The sequence below is a fragment of the Alicycliphilus sp. T452 genome, from assembly GCF_054512775.1.
In genome coordinates, this window is sequence record NZ_JBTNEH010000005.1 from 20234 (window position 1) to 41018 (window position 20785).

At 71.5% G+C, this 20785-nt stretch carries 17 protein-coding genes; 5 read left to right on the forward strand and 12 right to left on the reverse strand.

The features are described 5' to 3' along the window. Positions 1 to 2: 2 nt before the first annotated feature. Entirely contained in the window at positions 3 to 611 is a 609-nt protein-coding gene (locus tag ACX12L_RS05730) for a M15 family metallopeptidase (protein WP_013517671.1), read from the reverse strand. Positions 612 to 748: 137 nt separating this feature from the next. Here ACX12L_RS05730 and ACX12L_RS05735 point away from each other — a divergent pair, with 137 nt between their 5' ends. Beyond that, positions 749 to 1420 (forward strand): DsbA family oxidoreductase, encoded by a 672-nt coding sequence (locus ACX12L_RS05735; RefSeq protein ID WP_459261727.1) that lies wholly within the window; start codon positions 749 to 751, stop codon positions 1418 to 1420. Between the two features lie 71 nt (positions 1421 to 1491). On the opposite strand, the gene ACX12L_RS05740 is transcribed toward ACX12L_RS05735, so the two are convergent. The 3 genes from ACX12L_RS05740 to ACX12L_RS05750 form a co-directional block, all read right to left on the reverse strand. After that, positions 1492 to 1974, reverse strand: a complete 483-nt coding sequence (locus ACX12L_RS05740) for a CreA family protein (protein ID WP_459261728.1) — start codon at positions 1972 to 1974, stop codon at positions 1492 to 1494. Continuing rightward, the gene (cphA, locus tag ACX12L_RS05745; protein WP_459261729.1) at positions 1971 to 4568 is read right to left on the reverse strand and encodes a cyanophycin synthetase; all 2598 of its coding nucleotides are present in this window, start codon (positions 4566 to 4568) and stop codon (positions 1971 to 1973) included. Before cphA ends, ACX12L_RS05740 begins: the two co-directional genes overlap by 4 nt. Positions 4569 to 4639: 71 nt before the next feature. After that, entirely contained in the window at positions 4640 to 6820 is a 2181-nt protein-coding gene (locus ACX12L_RS05750; protein WP_459261730.1) for a cyanophycin synthetase, read from the reverse strand. A 249-nt stretch (positions 6821 to 7069) separates the two neighbouring features. Here ACX12L_RS05750 and ACX12L_RS05755 point away from each other — a divergent pair, with 249 nt between their 5' ends. From ACX12L_RS05755 to ACX12L_RS05765, 3 genes are all read left to right on the forward strand, one after another. After that, the gene (locus tag ACX12L_RS05755) at positions 7070 to 9382 is read left to right on the forward strand and encodes a cyanophycin metabolism-associated ABC transporter (RefSeq protein ID WP_459261731.1); all 2313 of its coding nucleotides are present in this window, start codon (positions 7070 to 7072) and stop codon (positions 9380 to 9382) included. 20 nt (positions 9383 to 9402) lie between these two features. Further along, positions 9403 to 9888, forward strand: coding sequence for a cyanophycin metabolism-associated DUF1854 family protein (locus ACX12L_RS05760; RefSeq protein WP_459261732.1), 486 nt, complete (start codon positions 9403 to 9405; stop codon positions 9886 to 9888). 151 nt (positions 9889 to 10039) lie between these two features. Beyond that, positions 10040 to 10486, forward strand: coding sequence for a hypothetical protein (locus ACX12L_RS05765; protein ID WP_459261733.1), 447 nt, complete (start codon positions 10040 to 10042; stop codon positions 10484 to 10486). A gap of 3 nt (positions 10487 to 10489) precedes the next feature. Here the strand turns inward: ACX12L_RS05765 and ACX12L_RS05770 are convergent, their stop codons facing one another. Genes ACX12L_RS05770 through ACX12L_RS05780 form a run of 3 tightly spaced genes read right to left on the reverse strand, consistent with a single transcriptional unit; the run spans position 10490 to position 13679 of the window. After that, on the reverse strand, positions 10490 to 11395 hold the full coding sequence (locus tag ACX12L_RS05770) for a 5'-nucleotidase (protein ID WP_459261734.1): 906 nt from the start codon (positions 11393 to 11395) through the stop codon (positions 10490 to 10492). Between the two features lie 4 nt (positions 11396 to 11399). Beyond that, a complete protein-coding gene (gene gspF, locus ACX12L_RS05775) occupies positions 11400 to 12629 on the reverse strand; it encodes a type II secretion system inner membrane protein GspF (protein WP_459261735.1) in 1230 nt (409 codons plus the stop codon). Between the two features lie 57 nt (positions 12630 to 12686). Beyond that, entirely contained in the window at positions 12687 to 13679 is a 993-nt protein-coding gene (locus ACX12L_RS05780; protein ID WP_459261736.1) for an LLM class flavin-dependent oxidoreductase, read from the reverse strand. Positions 13680 to 13868: 189 nt separating this feature from the next. On the opposite strand from ACX12L_RS05780, the gene ACX12L_RS05785 reads away from it, so the two are divergent. After that, complete coding sequence (locus ACX12L_RS05785; protein ID WP_459261737.1) at positions 13869 to 14390, forward strand: CZB domain-containing protein; 522 nt, start codon at positions 13869 to 13871, stop codon at positions 14388 to 14390. A 33-nt stretch (positions 14391 to 14423) separates the two neighbouring features. Here the strand turns inward: ACX12L_RS05785 and ACX12L_RS05790 are convergent, their stop codons facing one another. Genes ACX12L_RS05790 through gspL form a run of 5 tightly spaced genes read right to left on the reverse strand, consistent with a single transcriptional unit; the run spans position 14424 to position 20748 of the window. Further along, positions 14424 to 15824, reverse strand: coding sequence for a GspE/PulE family protein (locus ACX12L_RS05790; RefSeq protein WP_459261738.1), 1401 nt, complete (start codon positions 15822 to 15824; stop codon positions 14424 to 14426). 10 nt (positions 15825 to 15834) lie between these two features. Then, a complete protein-coding gene (gene gspD, locus ACX12L_RS05795) occupies positions 15835 to 18171 on the reverse strand; it encodes a type II secretion system secretin GspD (protein WP_459261739.1) in 2337 nt (778 codons plus the stop codon). A 4-nt stretch (positions 18172 to 18175) separates the two neighbouring features. Next, positions 18176 to 18961 (reverse strand): type II secretion system protein N, encoded by a 786-nt coding sequence (gene gspN / locus ACX12L_RS05800; protein ID WP_459261935.1) that lies wholly within the window; start codon positions 18959 to 18961, stop codon positions 18176 to 18178. 51 nt (positions 18962 to 19012) lie between these two features. Then, positions 19013 to 19519, reverse strand: a complete 507-nt coding sequence (gene gspM, locus ACX12L_RS05805; protein WP_459261740.1) for a type II secretion system protein GspM — start codon at positions 19517 to 19519, stop codon at positions 19013 to 19015. Beyond that, complete coding sequence (gene gspL / locus ACX12L_RS05810; protein WP_459261741.1) at positions 19516 to 20748, reverse strand: type II secretion system protein GspL; 1233 nt, start codon at positions 20746 to 20748, stop codon at positions 19516 to 19518. Before gspL ends, gspM begins: the two co-directional genes overlap by 4 nt. Positions 20749 to 20785 lie beyond the last annotated feature (37 nt).

The window sequence follows — 20785 nt, forward strand, 5'->3', positions numbered from 1 at the left end:
GACTACGCGAAGACGGGGCTGCCCGATGCGTGCCGCGCGCGCATCTCGGCCAGCATCTGCCGCTCGCTCAGGTCCGCGGCCCAGGCGGGGCGCAGCTGGTAGTGGGGCTGGTCGACGATGGTCTTCCAGTTGCCGCCCCACTCCAGGCCCAGGTCCATGCCCAGCACGCCGACGGCCTTGTACTTCGGCGAGTCGCCCAGGTAGCGGTTGCCCTCGAACACGCCGATGTCGAACGCGATGCCGAAGTTGTGGTTGGAGTAGCCACCCCTGGCGTTGGTGACCACGCTGCCCGGGGCGGTGCGGCCCTGGGCGTAGAGCGCGTCCTGCTCCTCGTAGGTCCGCAGGCCGCTGATGACGCGGATGGCGATGCCCGAGGCAGCCGCCTTCTGCACCAGCGCCCGGGCCATGGGCTGCACCTGCGGCAGCAGCGTGGCGATGACCTTCTCGCTGCGCGGGTCCACCGGCGCGATGGCCTGTTCAGGGGCCTGACCATCGATCTTCTTGCCGACCAGGCGCTCGTAGATGGCGCCCCAGGTCTGGGGGCCCGCCTTCCCGTCGACCTCGATGCCCAGACGGGCCTGGACGGCGGCAATCATCTCTTCGATGCGCATGGTGTGCTCCTGGGAATGCAGCCTGTGGCATGCAGGGCCCTATCAGAGTACCGACGGGATGCCGTGTCAAGCGGTTGGCGCTCCGCTGCACGACAATGGCGCGGATTGACCCAGGCCGGCTTGCCGCCGGAGCACGCATGACGACCCCCGCCGCCCCCATCACCCTGAAGATCGACTTCGTCTCCGACGTGGCCTGCCCCTGGTGCGCCATCGGCCTGGCCGCGCTCACGCAGGCGGCCGCGCGGCTGTCGGGCCAGGTGCTGCTCGACTGGCATTTCCAGCCCTTCGAGCTCAACCCCGGCATGGGGCCCGGGGGCGAGGACCTGTTGGAGCACCTGGCCGCCAAGTACGGCGCCGCGCCCGAGCAGCTGCGCCAGACGCAGCAGCAGATCGCCGCGCGCGGCGCCGCGCTGGGCGTGGTGTTCAGCCCGCGGCGCACGCGCATCCACAACACCTTCGACGCGCACCGCCTGCTGCACTGGCTGGGCGAGCAGGGCGCCGCCGGCCAGCAGCTGGCGTTCAAGCAGGCGCTGTTCAAGAGCTACTTCACCGATGCCGAGGATCCCTCCGACCCCGCCGTGCTGCTGCGCCTGGTGCGCGAGGCGGGGCTGGACGAGGCGCGCGCCCGCGCGGTGCTGGAGTCGGGCGAATACGCCGGCGCCGTGCGCGGGCGCGAGGCCTTCTACCAGGAGCGCGGCATCCACTCGGTGCCGGCCGTGATCGTCGATGGGCGCCACCTGATCCAGGGCGGCCAGCCGGTCGAGGTGTTCGAGCAGGCGCTGCGCCGGATCGCGGCGCAGGAGGTGTGAGTCCGCTCTCGTATCGATAGCTGCCGGCGCTTGGTGGACAAGCGCTGCAGGCCGTTTTGGCTTGAAGCGGCCTATTTCAGCGGAATCGGCGTGGCCCGGTCCACGGGCACGGCCGTGACGCTGTTCTGCGGCGAGCCGTCGATGAGCTTGTCGGAATAGCTCAGGTAGACCAGGGTGTTGCGCTTGGCGTCCACCATGCGCACCACGCGCAGGCGCTTGAACAGCAGGGACATGCGCTCGCTGAACACTTCCTGCTGGGCTTTCAGCGGCAGGGCGAACGCGATGGGGCCCACCTGGCGGCAGGCGATCGAGGCCTCGGCGCGGTCCTCGGCCAGGCCCAGCGTGCCCTTGATGCCGCCGGTGCGCGCGCGCGAGACGTAGCAGGTCACGCCCGCGACGAGCGGGTCGTCATAGGCCTCGACGATGATGTCGTGGTCGCGGCCGATCCACTGGAAGGCCGTGTCCACCGTGCCGATCTTGTCGGACTGCGCCGCGCACGTGCCGGCCGCGAGCAGGGCCGCGGCGGCCATGCAGGCGGCGCGCAGCGTCCTCATGCGGAGGCCCCCGCCGCGGCGCCGGCGGCCTCGTTGCAACGGCGCTGCAGGTGGGCCAGGGCCTCTTCCACCTGGTCCACCAGCACCAGGCACAGGTCGCCCGGCCGCAGGCGTTCGAGCGCATGGTCGATGGCGGCGAACTCGCCGTGGATCTCGGTCACGTAGCGGGTGCGCGGCGCGTCCTCCAGGCCCTGCTGGAGCAGGGCCAGCACCTCGCCGTCGGCGCGGCCGCGCTGGCAGGCGTCCTGGTACAGGACCACGTCGTCGAACGCGGCGCCCAGGGTCCGGGTCTGCTCGATGATGTCCTGGTCGCGCCGGTCGCCCGCGCCGCTGATGACCACGCTGCGCTGCCTGGCCGGCATGGCGTCCACGGCCTGCACCAGCGCGCGGATGGCGTCGGGGTTGTGGCCGTAGTCGGCGATCAGCGTGGCGCCGCGGTAGTCCATGACGTTGAAGCGGCCGGGCGCGTTGTCGCTGTCGTTCACGAAGCCGGCCAGGCCCCGGCGTATGGTCTGCCACGGCAGGCCCACGCCCCAGGCGGCGGCGATGGCGGCCATGGCGTTCTCGACCTGGAAGCCGATGGCGCCGCCGCGCGTGATCGGGATCTCGCGCAGCGGGACGCTTTCGCGCCACGAGCCCTCGGCGGCGACGATGTGCCCCTCGTCCACGTAGACCACGCGGTTGCCCTGCGCGCGGTGCGTGGCCATGACGGGGTGGTGGCGGTCGGCGGCGAAGAAGATCACCTTGCCGGGGCAGCTCGTCGCCATGGCGGCCACGTGCGGGTCGGCCGCGTTGAGCACGGCGTAGCCGTCCTGCGCCACGTTCTGCACGATGACGCGCTTGAGCACGGCCACGTCCTCCACCGTGTGGATGAAGTTCAGGCCCAGGTGGTCGCCCTCGCCCACGTTGGTGACCACGGCCACCTGGCAGCGGTCGAAGCCCAGGCCCTCGCGCAGCAGGCCGCCGCGCGCGCATTCGAGCACGGCCGCGTCGGTCTCGGGGTGGGCCAGGGCGTTGCGCGCGCTCCTGGGGCCGGAGCAGTCGCCGCTGTCGATCTGGCGGCCGCCCACGTACACGCCGTCGGTGTTGGTCATGGCGGTGCGCCAGCCGTGCGCGGTGAACAGGTGCGCGATCAGGCGCGTGGTGGTGGTCTTGCCGTTGGTGCCGGTGACGGCCACGAGCGGGATGCGCCCGTCCTGCCCCGGCGGGAACAGCGCGTCCACCATGGGCACGCCCACGTTGCGCGGGCGGCCGAACGAGGGAGCCAGGTGCATGCGCAGGCCGGGCGCGGCGTTCACCTCGACGATGCCGCCGCTTTGCTCCTCCAGGGGTTTGAGCATGGTCTCGCACACCACGTCCACGCCGCAGATGTGCAGGCCGATGGTCTGCGCGGCCTCCACGGCGCGCGCGGCGATCTCGGGATGCACGTCGTCCGTCACGTCGGTGGCGCTGCCGCCGGTGGACAGGTTGGCGTTGTTGCGCAGCACCACGCGCTGGCCCTGGGCGGGCACGGACTCGGGCGTCAGGCCCTCGGCGGCGATGCGCGCGATGGCGATGTCGTCGAGGCGGATCTTGGTGAGCGCCGTGCCGTGGCCGCTGCCGCGGCGCGGGTCCTGGTTGACGATGTCCACCAGCTGCGAAATAGTGTGCACGCCGTCGCCCAGCACCTGGGGCGGCTCGCGGCGCGCGGCGGCCACGAGATGGTTGCCCACCACCAGCAGGCGGAAGTCGTGGCCGGGCAGGAAGCGCTCGACCATCACCTCGTCGCCGAACTCCTGCGCCGTGGCGTAGGCGGCCTCCAGCTGCACGCGCGTGGTGATGTTCACGGTCACGCCCTTGCCCTGGTTGCCGTCCTGGGGCTTGACCACCACGGGCAGGCCCACTTCCTGGGCCACTTTCCAGGCGTCCTCCACGTCGGCCACGGGGCGGCCCAGCGGCACGGGCACGCCGGCGGCGTGCAGCAGGCGCTTGGTCAGGTCCTTGTCCTGCGCGATGGATTCGGCCACGGCGCTGGTCACATCCAGCTCGGCGGCCTGGATGCGGCGTGCCTTGGAGCCCCAGCCGAGCTGCACCAGCGAGCCGCTGGTCAGGCGCCTGAACGGAATGCCGCGCGCCACGGCCGCATCGACGATGGAGCCGGTGGAGGGGCCGATGCGCTCGTCCTCGTCGAGCTCGCGCAACTGGGCGACCACGGCGCTGGCGTCGAACGGGGTGTCGGCCAGCGCGGCCTGCACCAGCGCCTCGGCCTGCTCCAGGCTCAAGCGGCCCACGGCCTCCTCGGTGTATTCGACCACGACCTGGTAGGTGTCCGGCTCCACGGTCTCGTGCGTGCGGCTGAAGGTGACGGGGCAGCCGGCCTGCGCCTGCAGCGACAGGGCCGCCACCTCCAGCACATGGGCCAGCGACAGGCGCTGGTCGGCGCCGTGGGGCTGCAGCGCACCGATCTTGGGGAAGCGCGCGCGCAGGCGATCCTCGAAGCCGGGCAGGGCGCAGTAGTCGCCCTCATGGGGCTCGCAGTGCACGACGGCCTCCATGGCGGTGCTGCGGGTCCAGAGGTTGGGGCCGCGCAGGGCGCGGATGCGGGTGATCTGCATGGTGTTCTCTTATTGAGCCAAATAGGCCTATAGCGCTTGTGGGGTAAGCGGTAACAGCTATCGTTTTCGAATCAGGCGCCCGGGTATTCGAAGGTCTTGATGCCTGCGGCGATCAGATCGGGGGCAATGTCCATGGACCAGGCTGCGGCGATGGCCGCGAGCAGCGCCGGCGTGTCGGGCCGCTGGCCGCCCGCCAGGCTCAGCGCCGCGAGCGTGCCCAGCGCGCGCTCGCCGGCGCCCGTGGCCAGGATGACCTGCTCGCCGCGCACGAACACGGCGCGGCCTTCGCCACCGTTTTCCGTATTCGCGCGGTGGGCCGCGATGGCCGGGTTGTCCGCTGCGGTGGAGTACAGCAGCACCTCGCCATCGCACAGGGCGCTGAGCTCCGCGACCTGGGCGATGTCGGCATTGAGCACGCCCGCGCCCTCGTCGAGCACCACGTCGATCTGGGTGCGCAGCACGCGCGTCATCTTGGCCTGCTCCAGCACGTCGTGGTCGGCCAGGCTCTCGTAGCCGTCCATGTCCGTCACCACGCCGACGAGGCAGCGGTCGTAGGCCAGGCCCTCCTCCAGGATGGAGCGGGCCGTGGTCTGGATCACGGCGGCCTGGGCCAGGCGGTTGGTCAGCAGGCGGTGGGCGCCGGCCCAGTTGGCGGTGTCGCTCTTCTGCGTGCGGCGGTTGGCCAGGAACATGCCCTCGCTGCTGGCCACGCCCGTGAGCCTGCCCGACAGCTGCAGCAGCCAGCCGACCAGGCGCGCGATGAAGGCATTGTTGCGCGTGCCCGCGATGCCTACCAGCGGGATGCGGCCCGCGCCGGGGCCGTCCTCGCGCGGGAACAGGTGGTCGGCGATGGCCATGCCCACGGGGCGCGGGGCGCCGCTGGTGGGCTTGAGGTGCATGAGCAGGCCGGGGCCGGCGTTGACCTCGAGGATGGCGCCCTGGCCCTGCATGGGTTGGGACACGTCCTTCAGGATCATGTCCATGCCGGCGATGTCCAGGCCCACTATTTTTGCCGCGAGCTGGGCGTAGTACGCCACGTCGGGGTGCACGTCGTCGGTGCAGTCGATGGCCATGTTGCCGTTGCGCTGCAACAGCACGCTCTGGCCCTGGGGGATCACGCTGTCAGGCGTGACGTTCTGGCGCTTGAGCTCCAGCTGCACGGCGCCCGCCTCCAGGTTGATCCAGTCCAGCGGGTACTCCTGCTCGGGGCCGCGGCGCGGGTCCTGGTTGAGCACGGCGACCAGCTCGCGCAGCGTGGCCTGGCCGTTGCCGTGCACGCTCACGGTCTCGCCCTTGGTGGCGGCCACCAGCTTGCCGCCCACGACCAGCAGGCGGTGCTCCACGCCGTCGATGAACTTCTCGACGATGACGTCGGAGCCCTCGGGTTCGGCCAGCGCGAACGCGGCCTTGATGTCGGCCTCGCGCGAGAGCTCCAGGGTCACGCCGCGCGCGTGGTTGCCGTCCGAGGGCTTCACGGTGACGGGAAAGCCGATCTCCTGGGCCACTTCCCAGGCCTCCTCGGCGCTCTTGGCGATGCGGCCCTCGGGCACGGGCACGCCGCAGGCGGCCAGCAGGCGCTTGGTGAAATCCTTGTCCTGGGCGATGCCCTCGGCGATGGCGCTGGTCTGGTCGCTCTCTGCCGTCCAGATGCGCCGCTGCGCCGCGCCGTAGCCCAGCTGCACCAGGTTGCCGTCGTTCAGGCGGATGTGGGGGATGCGGCGCTCGCTCGCCGCATCCACGATGCAGCCGGTGCTGGGGCCCAGGTAGCGGTCGTTGATGGCCGTCTTGATGGCCCGGATGGCGGCCTTCAGGTCGAACGGCTGGTCGTTGATGGCGGCCATGAGCAGCCGGTGGCCGTGCTCCAGGGCCACGCGCGCCACGGCCTCCTCGGGGCAGCGGAACACCATGCGGTACACGCCGCGCCTGGAGATCTCGCGCGTCTGGCCGAACTCGGCCGGCATGCCCGAGAGGTTCAGCAGCTCGATGACGATGTGCTCCAGCACATGGCCCATCCAGGTGCCGCCCGTCAGGCGCTGGATGAAGCCGCCGCGCTCGCCCACGCCGCAGGTGTGCTCCTCCAGGTCGGGCAGCCAGGCCGTCAGGCGCTCGTTGAAGCCTGGCAGCTTGTTGGACGGATAGTCCTCCAGCTCCCCCAGGTCCAGCCAGACCTCGAGGATGGGGCGGTAGGTCCAGACACTGGGGCCGCGCAGGTAGGTGGTGCGCAGCAGTTGGATATCTTTGAATGTGGCCATGAAATGCAGCGTGGAGGATTCGGGTGCCCGCGCGGTCGGGCGGGTGGGGCGATGCGCTCGGGAATGGATTGTGCGCCGGGAACAGGGGCGTCAGCCCCGGGCAGTGTCAGCCGCCGGCGGGTGCCGTGCGTTACTGGGGAATACCGCCGCGCCGCCGTGGCTGGGGCCTTGCCGGCCGACAATGCCGGCCACCGGCACGGGCCCGCGCGCGAACTCCCCGCCCCGGTGGGGACGGACATACAAAACAAAATGCAACATCATCATTCTGTGGACGCCTCGGGTGTCTTGCCCGGCCCCTTCGGAGCCGACCTGCGAGCGGCGCTCGCTTCCGACGAAAACGTGCAGGCCGCCTTCGAGGTTGACCTGACGCCCGGGCTGCGCTTCGCGCCCGGCCTGCTGGTGCTGACCGACCGGCGCCTGCTGGCGCGGGGTACCGGCGTGGCGGCCCAGGAATGGCCGCTGGTGCCGGGCATGGCGCTGCGCATGCTGGACCATGGCGGCGTGGGCACGCTGGAACTGCACGACGCCGAACGGCGCCTGGCGCTGTGGCGCTTCACGCTGGGGCGCCACCCCCAGGCGCTGCACCTGCAGCAGCGCCTGGAGCGCCAGGCCGAACTGCTGGGCAGCCCCCAGGCCGTGGCCGCGCCCCAGGAGGAGGACATGCCGCGCTGCGCCGTGTGCGGCACGCCGCTGCCCCCCGACAGCGACGAATGCCCGGCCTGCGCGCGCCAGCAGCCCGCAGCCACCTCGACCTGGGTGCTGCTGCGCCTGTGGCGCTTCGCCCGGCCCTACCGCAAGCAGCTGGCAGCGGGCTTCGGGCTCACGCTGGCCTCCACCGCCGCGTCGCTGGTGCCGCCGTACATGACGATTCCGCTCATGGACGACATCCTGATCCCCTACCAGAGCGGCAAGGAAATCCCCGTCGACCTGGTGCTGATGTACCTGGGCGGCCTGCTGGGCGCGGCGCTGCTGGCCTGGGGCCTGGGGTGGGCGCGCACTTACATCCTGGCGCTGGTGTCCGAGCGCATCGGCGCCGACCTGCGCACCACCACCTACGAGCACCTGCTGCGCCTGTCGCTGGACTACTTCGGCAGCAAGCGCACGGGCGACCTGATGGCGCGCATAGGCTCCGAGACCGACCGCATCAACGTCTTCCTCTCGCTCAACGCGCTGGATTTCGCCACCGACGTGCTCATGATCGTCATGACTTCGGTGATCCTGTTCTCCATCAACCCCTGGCTGGCCCTGGTCACGCTGGTGCCGCTGCCCTTCATCGCCTGGCTGATCCACAACGTGCGCGACCGCCTGCGCACCGGCTTCGAGAAGATCGACCGCGTCTGGAGCGAGGTCACCAACGTGCTGGCCGACACCATCCCCGGCATCCGCGTGGTCAAGGCCTTCGCCCAGGAATCGCGCGAGGCCCAGCGCTTTCGCGCCGCCAACCAGCACAACCTGGAGGTCAACGACCGCCTGAACAAGACCTGGAGCCTGTTCGCGCCCACCGTGTCGCTGATGACCGAGGTGGGCCTGCTCGTGGTCTGGGGCTTCGGCATCTGGCTCGTGGCGAGGAACCAGATCACCGTGGGCGTGCTCGCGGCCTTCATCGCCTACATCGGGCGCTTCTACACGCGGCTCGACTCCATGAGCCGCATCGTCTCCGTCACGCAGAAGGCCGCGGCCGGGGCCAAGCGCATCTTCGACATCCTGGACCACGTGAGCAACGTGCCCGAGCCCGCCAACCCCGTGCGCGTGGACAGGGTGGAGGGCGCCATAGAAATGCGCGGCGTGGGTTTCCGCTACGGCAGCCGCGCGGTGATCAGGAACCTGTCCCTCGACATCCGCCCAGGCGAGATGATCGGCCTCGTGGGCCACAGCGGCTCGGGCAAGAGCACGCTGGTGAACCTCATCAGCCGCTTCTACGACGTGAGCGACGGCGCCATCCTGGTCGATGGCGTGGACATCCGCCGCATGGCCGTGAGCGATTTCCGCCGCCACATCGGCCTGGTGCTGCAGGAGCCCTTCCTGTTCTTCGGCACCATCGCCGAGAACATCGCCTACGGCAAGCCCGACGCCACGCGCGAGGAAATCGTGGCCGCCGCGCGCGCCGCGCACGCGCACGAATTCATCCTGCGCCTGCCGCACGGCTACGACAGCCTGGTGGGCGAGCGCGGCCAGGGCCTCTCGGGCGGCGAGCGCCAGCGCATCAGCATCGCGCGCGCGCTGCTCATCGACCCGCGCATCCTGATCCTGGACGAAGCCACCTCCGCCGTGGACACCGAGACCGAGAAGGAAATCCAGAAAGCGCTCGACAACCTCGTGCAGGGCCGCACCACCATCGCCATCGCCCACCGCCTGTCCACGCTGCGCAAGGCCGACCGCCTCGTGGTCATGGACCGCGGCGAGGTCGTGGAAGTGGGCCCGCACGACGAGCTGATGGCGCAGCAGGGCGCCTACTGGCGCCTGTACGAGGCCCAGGCGCGCCGCGCCGAGGAAGACGCCGAGGCCGCCGGCGTGCGCATAGAGAGCCCGCGCCAGCACAGCGCCCACCCGGCGGGCAAGTGAGTGCATAACAGGACACAGCCATGAACACCACTACCGCACCCGCCGCCCTGGACCTGCGGCGCAACCCCCATGGCCGCCTGGTGCTGCGCCTGGCCGACGGCACCGAGCATGTGGGCGTGACGCCCGTGCGCGCCTTTCCGATCGCCGCGCCGCTGGAGGGCCTGTCCCTGGTCGCGGCCGAGGGCCAGGAGGTTGCCTGGATACCGCGCCTGGACCATCTGGCGCCCGCCGTGCGCGCGCTCGTCGACGAAGAGCTGGCCGCACGCGAGTTCGTGCCCACCATCACCCACATCCGCAGCGTGTCGAGCTTTTCCACGCCCAGCACCTGGCAGGTGGAGACCGACCGCGGCCCCGCGCAACTGGTGCTCAAGGGCGAGGAAGACATACGCCGCCTGGCCGGCCGCACCAAGCTGCTGATCGCGGCCAGCGACGGCCTGCATTTCCACGTGCCCGACAGCACCGCGCTGGACCGCGCCTCGCGCAAGCTGCTGGAGCGGTTTTTGTAGCAAATTTCATAGCGCCTGGCGCTTGCCTGGCGCGTGCTGCATGGCAATCGGCAAAAAACCCCTCAATTCCCGGCTCATTTTGCCGTAATGGATGTACGACGAGGTGGTAGCTGCGGCTGCCGCCCTTTCGCACTCATGAGGAGCCCACGCCATGCAACTGTCACCTGTAGACCGCACGACCGCCCAGTGGCGTTCCCAGGGCGCCGACTTGTATTCCACGGGCGCCTCAGGGGCCGTTCCCGTGCGGCCCGTGAACGCGGCCAACCCGGTCGAGTCCATGGACCGCCTGGGCGAGGGTGCCATCGTGCGCGAGCCCACCAGGCCCAGTGCCCCCGATGAGCAAAACCGGGACTGGACCCTGCCGCTGGAGAAAAAGGACAGGCCCAAGGAGGCCGAGGAGGCTCCTCCCGATCCGCCGCTGTACAAGGTGATGCTGGACTTCATCCAATCCATGTGGCGCGCCAGCGCCAGCGCCGTGGACGTGGCGCAGGACATCAACAAGACCACGCAGCAGGAGCGCCTGGCGCAGCAGGTCAAGGACGACCAGCAGTCGCCGACCTATTCCGACCCCAAGATCAAGCGCACCGGCGGGCTGTGAGTTTTACGCGGCGGCATTCGCGATGCCGCTGCTCACATGGCCGGCCGGAACATGGCGCGCGGCCGAGTCCACGTGCCCCGTCTGGTCGTCGAAGAAGAAGTCGGGCTCGAACTCGCGCAGGAACTCCCCCTTGGGCAGGCCGCCCAGGAACATGGCCTCGTCCACGGCGATGTTCCAGTCCATCAGTGTGCGTATGGCGCGCTCGTGCGCCGGCGCGCTGCGCGCCGTGACCAGGGCCGTGCGTATGCGCATGTCCGCGCCGCCCGCCTGCTGCAGCCGGTGCAGGGCGGCCAGCAGGGGCTTGAAGGGGCCCTCGGGCAGCGGCTGGGCGGCTTTGTCCAGCTCGTGGCGCTGGAAGGCGGCCAGGCCTTCGGCCTGAAAGACGCGTTCGGCCTCGTCCGAGAACAGCACCGCGTCGCCGTCGAAGGCGATGCGCACCTCGTGCGGATGCGCGTCGCCGGCCTGCACCGATTCGGTCAGCACGCGCGCCGCGGGGTAGCCCAGGTGCAGGGCCGAGCGCACGTCCTTCTCGTTGGCCGACAGGAACAGGTGCGCGCCCAGCGGCCGCAGGTAGCCGAATGGATCGCGTCCCTGGGTGAACACGCCGCGCTGCACGCTGGGCAGGCCGTGGGCCTGGCAGGAACGGAACACGCGCATGCCGCTCACCGGGTCGTTGCGCGACAGCAGCACCACCTCCACGCGCTGGTGCCCGGCGCCGTTGAAGGCCAGGAGCTTCCTCACCAGCGAGAAGGCCACGCCCGGCGGCGCGGGCACGTCCAGGCGCGCCAGCTGCAGGGCCACGTAGGCGCGGTCGTCGCCGTGCTCGAAGATGCGGTTCTCCTCCTCGAAGTCGAACAGTGCGCGCGAGGAGATGGCGACGACGAGCTTGTCGTCCAGGGTCAGGGCCATGGCCTTACTTCACGAATTGGTTGAGCTCGATGATGGGCTGCAGCACGGCCAGCACGATGAGCATCACCACCAGGCCCATGGTCACGATGAGCAGCGGCTCCAGGATGGTCGCCAGCTGCATGGCGCGGCGCTGCACCTCGGTGCCCAGCTGGTTGGCGGCGCGGGCCAGCATGGTGGGCAGCTGGCCGGTCTGCTCGCCCAGGCGCGCGAACATGGCCACCAGGCCGGGAAAGCGTTTCTTCTGCGCCAGCGCCGAGGCCAGCGGCGCGCCCTCGCGCACCAGTACCAGGGCTTCCTGCGCGTCGGCGCGCAGGGCGCGGTTGTTCAGCGTTTCGGCCGCCGCCTGCAGGGCGCGCAGGATGGGCACGCCCGCGCCCGTCAGCATGGCCAGCGTGCCGGCAAAGCGCGCCGCGTTGTAGCCGCGCGCCAGCTTGCCCACCAGCGGCAGCCTGAGCCAGGCGGCGTCGAATCTTTCACGAAAACGGGGCCTGGACAGCGCTGCACGGGCGCCAATAGCCATCAAAATAAAAGCTGCCAGCATCGCCCAGCCATAGCCGCGCACGAAGTCGCTGATGGCCAGCATGATGACGGTGAGCAGCGGCAGGGCGCGCTTGCTGCCCGCGAACACGCTGGCCACCTGCGGCACCACGTAGCCCACGAGGAACAGCACGATGGCGATGGCCACGAGGGTGACGATGGCCGGGTACAGCGCCGCGCCCACGAGCTTGGCACGCAGCTGCTGGCGGGCCTCCAGGTCGTCGGCCAGGCTGTCGAGCACCTGGCCCAAGGCTCCGCTGCCCTCGCCCGCGCCGATCACGGCGCAGTAGATGTCGGAGAACTCGCGCGGATGCCGGGCCAGGGCGCGCGCGAAGGTGCTGCCGGCGTTGACCTCGGCGCGCAGCGCGGCCACCAGGTGGTGCTGGCGCTCGTCGTCGGCCTCGTCGGCCAGGGCCGTGAGCGCGCGCTCCAGCGGCAGGCCCGCGCCGACCAGGCCCGCGAGCTGGCGCGTCCAGATCGCCAGTTCCGTGGCGTTGAACACGGGGCGCGTGAACAGGCGCTGCGCCAGCGTGGGCGCGCTGCCTGCCGCGGCATCGGGGGACAGGGCCTCCACGTCCAGCGGCACCAGCGCCTGCGCGCGCAGCATGTTGCGCGCCGCCTTGGGGCTGTCGGCATCCAGGGTGCCGCGGCGTAGATGGCCCTGCGGGTCCAGGGCTTCGAAGGAATAGGCGGGCATGCGGCTTCGGCGGCGATGGGGGAGGCGGTCAGGGCGCCATGGTAGCCGCTGGCCGGGTCAGGCGTTGGCCTGCGCCGCGATCTCCAGCGAGCGCAGGCGCAGCTCGGGATCGAACACGTCGCTGACCAGCATGAACTCGTCGGCCCGCGTGGCCTGGGCCAGCGCGCGCAGGCCGGCGCGCACCGTCTGCGGCCCGCCCACCACGCCCACGGCGAGGAAGTCGGCGATGGCCGCGCGCTCGGCCGGCGGCAGGCCGGGCAGGTAGTTCTCGACCGGCGGGCGCAGCCGGCCGCGCTGGCCCGTGACGATGCCCAGCACGCGCTGGTAGGTGCTGCTGGCCAGGTACTCGGCCTCCTCGTCCGTGGGCGCCGCGATGACCGGCACGCCGATCATCGCGTAAGGCTGCTGGAGCACCGCCGAGGGGCGGAACAGCTGGCGGTAGAGGTCGAGGGCCGCCTGCAGCAGGCGCGGTGCGAAGTGCGATGCGAACGCATAGGGCAGGCCCATGTGGGCGGCCAGCTGGGCGGAAAACAGGCTGGAGCCCAGCAGCCAGATGGGCACCTGGGTGCCCGCGCCCGGCACGGCGACGATGCGCTGGCCCGGCCGCGCGGGCGCCAGGAGCTGCTGCAGCTCGGCCACGTCGCGCGGGAAGTCGGCCTCGGTCTCGACGCGGTCGCGGCGCAGGGCGCGCATGGTCGTGCCGTCGGTGCCGGGCGCGCGCCCCAGCCCGAGGTCGATGCGGCCGGGGTAGAGTTCGGCCAGCGTGCCGAAGGCCTCGGCCACCACCAGCGGAGCATGGTTGGGCAGCATGATGCCGCCCGAGCCCACGCGTATGGAACGGGTGGCGCCCGCGACATGGCCCACGAGCACGGCCGTGGCGGAGCTGGCGATGCCCGGCATGTTGTGGTGCTCGGCCAGCCAGTAGCGCGTGAAACCCAGCGATTCCGCATGCCGGGCCGTGCGCACGGCGATTTCGAGCGCCTGGGCCACCGTGCCGCCTTCGCGCACGGCTACCAGATCGAGCATGGAAAGCAAGGGTTGCGTCGTCATGGCGGCGATTGTGGGCGTTTGCCGGAACCTTCGCCGCGCCACGGGAATGAATTGTTGACGGTTGCGCGTGCGCGATCAGCCGAAAGTGCTCAATAATCAACCTGCAATACAATATTGCTGTGTGTAACTTAATGCAACTTTCACGGGCTGCCAGCCTGGGGTTGCGCGGATTTCAGTGGTGGGCGCCATATGGGTTTTTTCAGCCGATTGTTCCAGCCGCGCGCTGATGGCCTGCAGGCGCCGTCGGACTGGACGCGCCTGCCCGACAGCAATGCCAGCGAGCTGGTGCTGTTCGACGAGGAAGCCTACAAGCTCATGGCGCAGTTCGACATCGATGCCGCCATCGTGACGCACCAGCGCTGGCTGCCCTGGCTGGGCGAAGTGCTCAAGGGTGCGCGCGACGAGCAGCTGCGTCCCGAGGCCGTGGTGGACGATGCCCGTTCCGAGCTCGGCCAATGGCTGTACGGCAGTGGCCGGGCCGCCCTGGGGCATTTGCCGGCGTTCGACATGCTCATGCGGCGCCACCGCTTCTTCCACCAGCAGGCCGCGGCGCTGATCACGCATGCCGAGGCCGGCGAGAGCCTGCAGGCCGAGCAGGCCCACAAGGCGTGCCAGCATGCATCGCGCCAGGTGGTGCTGCTGCTCAAGGAGCTGCAGCGCGGTCTGGTGCGCACGCGCCGCCCGGCCGCGCGGCGCGCGGCAAGAGCGTGAATACCCCCTGACTCCGAAGGCCGGCGGCGTCGGTCAATCGCGCGTCACGCGCAGCACTTCCTCGCGGCTGGTGATGCCCGCGGCGATCAGCCGCTCGCCGTCGTCGCGCATCAGCGTCATGCCGCCGGCCAGGGCCTGGGCGCGCACGTCGGCCTCGGCCGCCTGGCCGTGGATCCGGGCGCGGATGGCGTCGTCCACGACGAGCAGCTCGAACACGCCCGTGCGCCCCGCGTAGCCCGTGTGGCCGCAGTGCTCGCAGCCCGCGCCGTGGTCGCCGCCGTGGCAGTGGCCGCAGTACTTGCGCACCAGGCGCTGGGCCAGCACGCCCAGCAGCGACGAGGACAGCAGGAACGGCTCCACGCCCATGTCGGTCAGGCGCGTGATGGCGCTGGCCGCGTCGTTGGTGTGCAGCGTGGCCAGCACGAGGTGGCCGGTCAGGCTGGCCTGGATGGCGATCTGCGCGGTCTCGAAGTCGCGGATCTCGCCGATCATGATCACGTCCGGATCCTGGCGCAGGATGGCGCGCAGGGCCTTGGCGAAGGTCAGGTCGATCCTGGCGTTGACCTGGGTCTGCCCCACGCCGGGCAGCTCGTACTCGATGGGGTCTTCCACCGTCATGATGTTGCTGCGGCTCGCGTCGAGCCGCGCGAGCGCCGCATACAGCGTGGTGGTCTTGCCCGAGCCCGTGGGCCCGGTCACGAGGATGATGCCGTGCGGCTGCGCGATGAGCTGCTCGAAGCGCGCGAGCACGCCGCCCTGCATGCCCACGGATTCCAGGCTGAGCTTGCTTTCGCTCTTGTCCAGCAGGCGCAGCACGGCGCGCTCGCCGTGGGCGTTGGGCAGGGTGGAGACGCGCACGTCGATGGCGCGCGTTCCCAGCCGCAGGCTGATGCGGCCGTCCTGCGGCAGGCGCTTTTCGGCGATGTCCAGGTCGGCCATGATCTTCAGGCGCGAGATCAGCGCGGCGTGCAGCGCGCGGTTGGGCTGCACCACCTCGCGCAGCGTGCCGTCCACGCGAAAGCGCACGCTGGAATGGCGCTCGTAGGGCTCGATGTGGATGTCGCTCGCGCCGTCGCGCACGGCCTGCGTGAGCAGGGCGTTGAGCATGCGGATGATGGGCGCGTCGCCCGCCGATTCCAGCAGGTCCTCCACGGCGGGCAGCTCCTGCATCATGCGCGAGAGGTCGGCGCCTTCCTCCACCTCGCTGACCACGGTGGCCGCGCTCGATTCGCTCTGTGCGTAGGCCGCGCTGATGCGCTGGGCCAGCTGCGCGGCATCGAGCGGCATGAACTGCTGCACGGCGTGCTTGCGCAGCACCTCGGACAGCGCGCAGGCGTCGGGTTGGGGGCCGTGCCAGAGCACGAGCTGCTGGCCGTCGTCTTCCAGCAGCAGCTGGCTGCCGCGTGCAAAGGCGTAGGGCAGGGGGTGGCGCATACCTGTGCCCTTATTGCGGGCTGTAGAGCTCGCCGCTCGTGGCCGCCGGCGTGGCGCGCGCGGGCGCGGGCGGGTTGGGCACGAGCGGGGCCAGCGGCGCGCGCTGCGCGCCCGCGCCGGGGGCGGCGCCGCCCTGCAGCGGCGGCAGCACGGGCGCGTCGGAGACGGCGCGCATCACCGTGCTGGGCGCGGGCTGGGTGTTCTGCTGCAGCGCGCGTATGGCCTCGTAGCGGTCCATCACCAGGGCGTCGCTGGTGGCGTTGTCGCGGATCACCATGGGGCGCAGGAAGACCATCAGGTTGGTCTTCTTGCGCGACCGGTTCTCGTTGCGGAACAGCGCTCCCAGCACGGGCAGGTCGCCCATCACGGGCACCTTGTCCTGGTTCAGCGAATAGCTGTCTTCCAGCAGGCCGCCGAGCACGATGACGCTGCCGTCGTCCACGAGCACGGTGGATTCGATGGAGCGCTTGCTCGTCGAGGGGCCGTTGACGTTGGTGAGCGTGCTCTCGTTGACCTTCGACACCTCCTGGTACAGCGTGAGCTTGACGGTGCCGTTCTCGTTGATCGTGGGGCGCACGCGCAGCATCAGGCCCACGTCCTTGCGCTCCACCGTGGTGAAGGGGTTGACGGCGCCGCCGCTGCCGCCGGTGTTGGCGTACGAGCCGGTGGGGAAGGGCACGTTGTTGCCGATGATGATCTGCGCCTCCTCGTTGTCCAGCGTCAGCAGGTTGGGCGTGGACAGCACGTTGGCGTCGCCCGTGTTCTCCAGGAAGTTGGCGAGCGCGCCCAGGTAGTACTTGCCGTTGATGCGCGGGGCGATGGCCACGTTCATGCCGTTGCCGACGGCGCTGCTGGTGAGCGATGCGTAGTTGCCCGTGGCCGCGGCCACCGCCAGGTCGATGATGTTGCCGCCCGCGACGCCGGAGTTGGTGCCGATCACCCCCACGGCGCCGTTGCCGTAGTTGCCGAAGGCGGTCTGCCACTGGATGCCGAACTCGGCCACCTTGTTGGCGCTGACTTCGACGATCAGGCTCTCGATGAGCACCTGCGCGCGCTTGCCGTCGAGCTTGTCGATCACGGCGCGCAGCTGGCGGTACTGCGGCTCGGGCGCGCTGATGATGAGCGAGTTGGTCGTCGGGTCGGCCTGGATCTGCCCGCCCGTGGAGGGCTGGTTGCCGGTGCCGCCACTGCTGCGGTTCAGGCCCGTGCTGGCGCCGGCGCCCAGGCCGCCGGCGCTGGTGCCCGTGCCGCTCATCGCCAGGCCGCTCTGTCCCGTGTTGCCCGAGATGCCCGTCTGCGTGAGGCCGCCGCCTTGTCCCGTGCCGCTGCTTCCGTTGGCGGAGGCGCCCGCGCCGGCGCCCAGGTTGCCGGCCTGCAGCGCGGCGCGCAGCGTGGCGGCCAGCTTCACCGCGTCGGCGTTCTTCAAATACACCACGTGGATGTTGCCGCTGGCCGCCGAGCTGCCCGGCGCCGCGGGCTGGTCCAGCCGGGCCACGAGCGAGCGCACCAGCGCCAGCCGCGCCGGGTTGGCCGCGCGCACGATGAGCGCGTTGCTGCGCGGCTCGGGCAGCAGCGTGGTCTTGAACGAGGTGTCCGTCTGGCCCTGGGCCGCGGCCGGCGCTGCACTGGTGCTGCCCGCGCCCTCGATCAGGCGCGAGACGAGCGGCGCCAGGTCGGAGGCGATGGCGTGCTGCAGCGGTATCACCTCCACGTCGGTGGCGTTGGACACGTCCATGGCCGCGATGATGCGCGCCAGGCGCTGCAGGTTGTCGGCATAGTCGGTGATCACCAGCGAGTTGTTGCCGGGGTTCACGTTGATGGTGTTGTTGGGGCTGATCAGGGGGCGCAGCACCGGCACCAGGTTGTTGGCGTTCTCGAAGTTGAGCTTGAAGATCTGCGTGACCATCTGCCCGCCCGCCGGCGTGCCGCCCGCGCCGCCCTGCGACACGCTCACCGTGCCGGTCTGCAGCTTGGCGTCGGCCTCGGGCACCACCTTGTACAGCCCGCCCGATTCGACCACCGTGAAGCCCTGCAGGCGCAGCGCGGCCAGGAACTGCTGGAAGGCTGCCGCGGGCGTGACGGCGTTCTCGGTGACCAGGGTCAGCTGGCCCTTCACGCGCGGGTCCACCACCACGTTCCTGCCGGTGATGGTGGCCATGGTGCGGGCCACGGCCTCGATGTCTGCATTGGCGAAGTTCAGCGTCACCGGCTCGCTCGGGCGCACGCTGCCGGCATGCGTCCGGTTTGTGGTTTGAGCATGAATTTGGGCTGTGGCGCACACCAGCAAAGCGCTGGCAGCTATCGAATGCAGAGCGGTGCGCAGCTGGCGCCGGGAAAAGAAAGGCATAGGGTCACCCCAGGGTGATGATGGAACGTGCGCCGCTGCGCCGTCCGATGATATTCAGAAGATTGGCCAGCGCCGCCTCGCGCTCGGGCGCGGCGCGGGCTTCGCCGGTGAAGCGCAGGCGCTGCCCCACCCATTGGCCGCTGCCTGAGAGCAGCAGCGCGCCGTCCAGCGTGGACAGCTGCAGCGTGGGCGCCTCGCCGTGCCGGCCGCCCTGCAGCACTAGCCGGTAGCTGCCCATGGGCCGCAGCGTGGACAGGCGCGTGGACATGCCCAGCGCGTCGAGCTGCGCCTGGCCCTGCAGCTGCATGCGCCCGTCGCTCCATTGCAGCGCCAGGCCCTGGGTGGACAGCTGCAGCCTTCCCTGCGGCTGCACGGTGTTCCAGGGCGTGCCCAGGCCGCCGAGCACGGCGGCCGGCCACTGGCTGCGGCCGTCGGCCACCTGCACCCGCGCCGAGCCCAGGCCCAGGGCCGCGCGCAGCGCCAGCGGCTCGGCTGTGCAGCAGTCGGCCATGATGCCGGCCCGGACGCCGCCCCATGCGGGGCGCAGCCGCCACGCCAGCCGGCCCGGCAGGGCGGCCCGGTCGTCGCTGCCGGCGCCGCCCGTCAGCACCAGCCGGGCCGATCCCGTCCAGACCGTGCCGCGCGCCTGCTCCAGCAGGACCTGGCCGCCGCTGGCCTGCTGCACGCCGGCCGCCAGCCAGCGCGCGGGCGCCCACAGCGCGAGCGCCGGCAGCGCCCCCAGGCACAGGCCGGCCAGGGCCCAGCGCCAGGGCGCGCGCGGCGTGGCCATGGGGGAGCGGGAGGGCGGGCGGCGGGGCACGGCGGATTCGTCCAGGCCTGCTCAGCTTGCCGGCAGGGCCAGCACCAGCGTGCCGTCCCAGCGTGGAGCATCGGCGCCGCTGCGCACCAGGCGCGCTTCCACCGGCACGGCGCGGGCCGTGCTGCGCACCTGGGCCAGCCACTGCGCCAGCGCCTCGGGCGGCACGCCCTTGAGCGTGACGGTGGCGCGGTCGCCGGCCACGTGCATCTGCGCGGCCGGGCCCAGCTGCTGCGCCAGCGCGCCTTGCAGCGCGCGCAGGGCCTCGCCGCCCTGGGCGCGCGGCATGTCCCGCAGGCGCAGCGCCTCGGCCTGCAGGGTCTGCATGCGCTGCAGCTCGGCGTCCAGCGCGGCATGGCGCGCGGGCGAGGCGCGCAGCTGCGCCAGCGCGGGCGCCAGCAGCAGCCACCACAGCAGGGCCAGGCCCAGCACGGCGGCGGCGATCAGCACCAGGGTCTGCTCGCGCGCGGCCAGGCCCGCCCAGTGCGTGCGCAGGGCCGCGGCCAGGGCGCGGGGGCGGGATGTGCTCATGGGCGCTCCTGTGGGCGCAGCAGCAGGGCGCCGTCCTGGCCGCGGGCCGCGTAGCCGTCGGCGGCCAGGCGCTGGTTCGCGGCCGCCAGTTCTTCGGGGGGCAGCTCCACGCCGCGCAGCAGCAGCTCGCCGCCCGCGTATTCGATCTGGCCGGGCAGGCGCGCAGCGGGCAGGGCGGCGCCCGCGGCGGCCATGAGCGGCTCCAGGTCGCGCCGGGCCATGCTGCCGGCCGCCTGTCGCAGCAGGGCCAGCTCGCGCTCCATCTGCACCGGCGCATCGACGACGGCCTGGATGCGCGGGAAGGTCTGGGTCAGGATGCCCCGCACGCCGGCCTGCTTGGCCGCGAGCGCCTGGCGGTCCTGCCAGGCCCAGAGGTTCAGGCCTATGAGCTGCACGGCCACGGCCAGGCCCAGGCCCCAGCGCGCGGCGCGCCACTGCGGCGCGCGCGCGAAGGCGTTGGCGGCGGCGCCCAGCCTGCGCAGCGCGCGCGTGCGCCCGCTGCTGGCCAGGTCGAACTGGGCCAGGTCCCAGTCGCCGCGCGCGGCGGCCAGCGCGCGCTGGCTGGCGGTGTGGATCTGCACCGGGCGGCCCAGCAGGCGCTCGGCCAGGGCCGCCACGGCCGGTTCGGCGCGCACGGGGGGCGCGTCCTCGGCGGCGGGCGCCATGGCGGCGAGCGCCGGCGCGGCCGACAGCGGCAGCACGGCCACGGCCTGCTCCGGCCCATGGGCGGTGAGCACGATCTGCGCATCCTCGGGCGCGCCGATCACCTCGCATTCCTGCTGCCCGCTGGCCGTGGGGCCGGGCGCGAATTCGGGCACCACGCGGTCCACGGGGCGGCCCGCAGCCTCCAGCGCCTGCAGGGCTTCGTGCAGCCAGGCGCGGTCGCACACGGCCACCCAGGCCGGGCTGCCGGACTGCGCGCCGGGCTGCAGCGCGAAGTGCAGCCGTGCGGGTTCTTCGAGGAGGTGCTCTTCGAGCAGGCCTTCGAGGATGGCGCGCAGGCGCGACGCCTGGGCGAGCGCGCCCTGCGGCAGCGTCACGCGCTGCCACGACAGCGCGCGCGCGGGCACCACGGCCACGACCTCGCCGGTGCGGCCCGGGTCGGGCAGCAGTGCGGCGCTGGTGCAGGCCTGGCGGATGGCGTTGTGGCCGTCGGCCGTGAGCGTGTAGCTGTATTCGGCGGCGGGCGCCTGCGGGCCCGGGGGCAGTGTTAGGACAAGGGTGCTCATGAAGGCGTCTCGCGGGCCATTTTAGGGTCTGGGTGCG

What these genes read in the sequence shown, in the direction of transcription:
- ACX12L_RS05730 (WP_013517671.1), bottom strand. Translation starts at nt 611, where the DNA reads ATGCGCATCGAAGAGATGATTGCCGCCGTCCAGGCCCGTCTGGGCATC.
- ACX12L_RS05735 (WP_459261727.1), top strand. Translation starts at nt 749, where the DNA reads ATGACGACCCCCGCCGCCCCCATCACCCTGAAGATCGACTTCGTCTCC.
- ACX12L_RS05740 (WP_459261728.1), bottom strand. Translation starts at nt 1,974, where the DNA reads ATGAGGACGCTGCGCGCCGCCTGCATGGCCGCCGCGGCCCTGCTCGCG.
- cphA (WP_459261729.1), bottom strand. Translation starts at nt 4,568, where the DNA reads ATGCAGATCACCCGCATCCGCGCCCTGCGCGGCCCCAACCTCTGGACC.
- ACX12L_RS05750 (WP_459261730.1), bottom strand. Translation starts at nt 6,820, where the DNA reads ATGGCCACATTCAAAGATATCCAACTGCTGCGCACCACCTACCTGCGC.
- ACX12L_RS05755 (WP_459261731.1), top strand. Translation starts at nt 7,070, where the DNA reads ATGCAACATCATCATTCTGTGGACGCCTCGGGTGTCTTGCCCGGCCCC.
- ACX12L_RS05760 (WP_459261732.1), top strand. Translation starts at nt 9,403, where the DNA reads ATGAACACCACTACCGCACCCGCCGCCCTGGACCTGCGGCGCAACCCC.
- ACX12L_RS05765 (WP_459261733.1), top strand. Translation starts at nt 10,040, where the DNA reads ATGCAACTGTCACCTGTAGACCGCACGACCGCCCAGTGGCGTTCCCAG.
- ACX12L_RS05770 (WP_459261734.1), bottom strand. Translation starts at nt 11,395, where the DNA reads ATGGCCCTGACCCTGGACGACAAGCTCGTCGTCGCCATCTCCTCGCGC.
- gspF (WP_459261735.1), bottom strand. Translation starts at nt 12,629, where the DNA reads ATGCCCGCCTATTCCTTCGAAGCCCTGGACCCGCAGGGCCATCTACGC.
- ACX12L_RS05780 (WP_459261736.1), bottom strand. Translation starts at nt 13,679, where the DNA reads ATGACGACGCAACCCTTGCTTTCCATGCTCGATCTGGTAGCCGTGCGC.
- ACX12L_RS05785 (WP_459261737.1), top strand. Translation starts at nt 13,869, where the DNA reads ATGGGTTTTTTCAGCCGATTGTTCCAGCCGCGCGCTGATGGCCTGCAG.
- ACX12L_RS05790 (WP_459261738.1), bottom strand. Translation starts at nt 15,824, where the DNA reads ATGCGCCACCCCCTGCCCTACGCCTTTGCACGCGGCAGCCAGCTGCTG.
- gspD (WP_459261739.1), bottom strand. Translation starts at nt 18,171, where the DNA reads ATGCCTTTCTTTTCCCGGCGCCAGCTGCGCACCGCTCTGCATTCGATA.
- gspN (WP_459261935.1), bottom strand. Translation starts at nt 18,961, where the DNA reads ATGGCCACGCCGCGCGCGCCCTGGCGCTGGGCCCTGGCCGGCCTGTGC.
- gspM (WP_459261740.1), bottom strand. Translation starts at nt 19,519, where the DNA reads ATGAGCACATCCCGCCCCCGCGCCCTGGCCGCGGCCCTGCGCACGCAC.
- gspL (WP_459261741.1), bottom strand. Translation starts at nt 20,748, where the DNA reads ATGAGCACCCTTGTCCTAACACTGCCCCCGGGCCCGCAGGCGCCCGCC.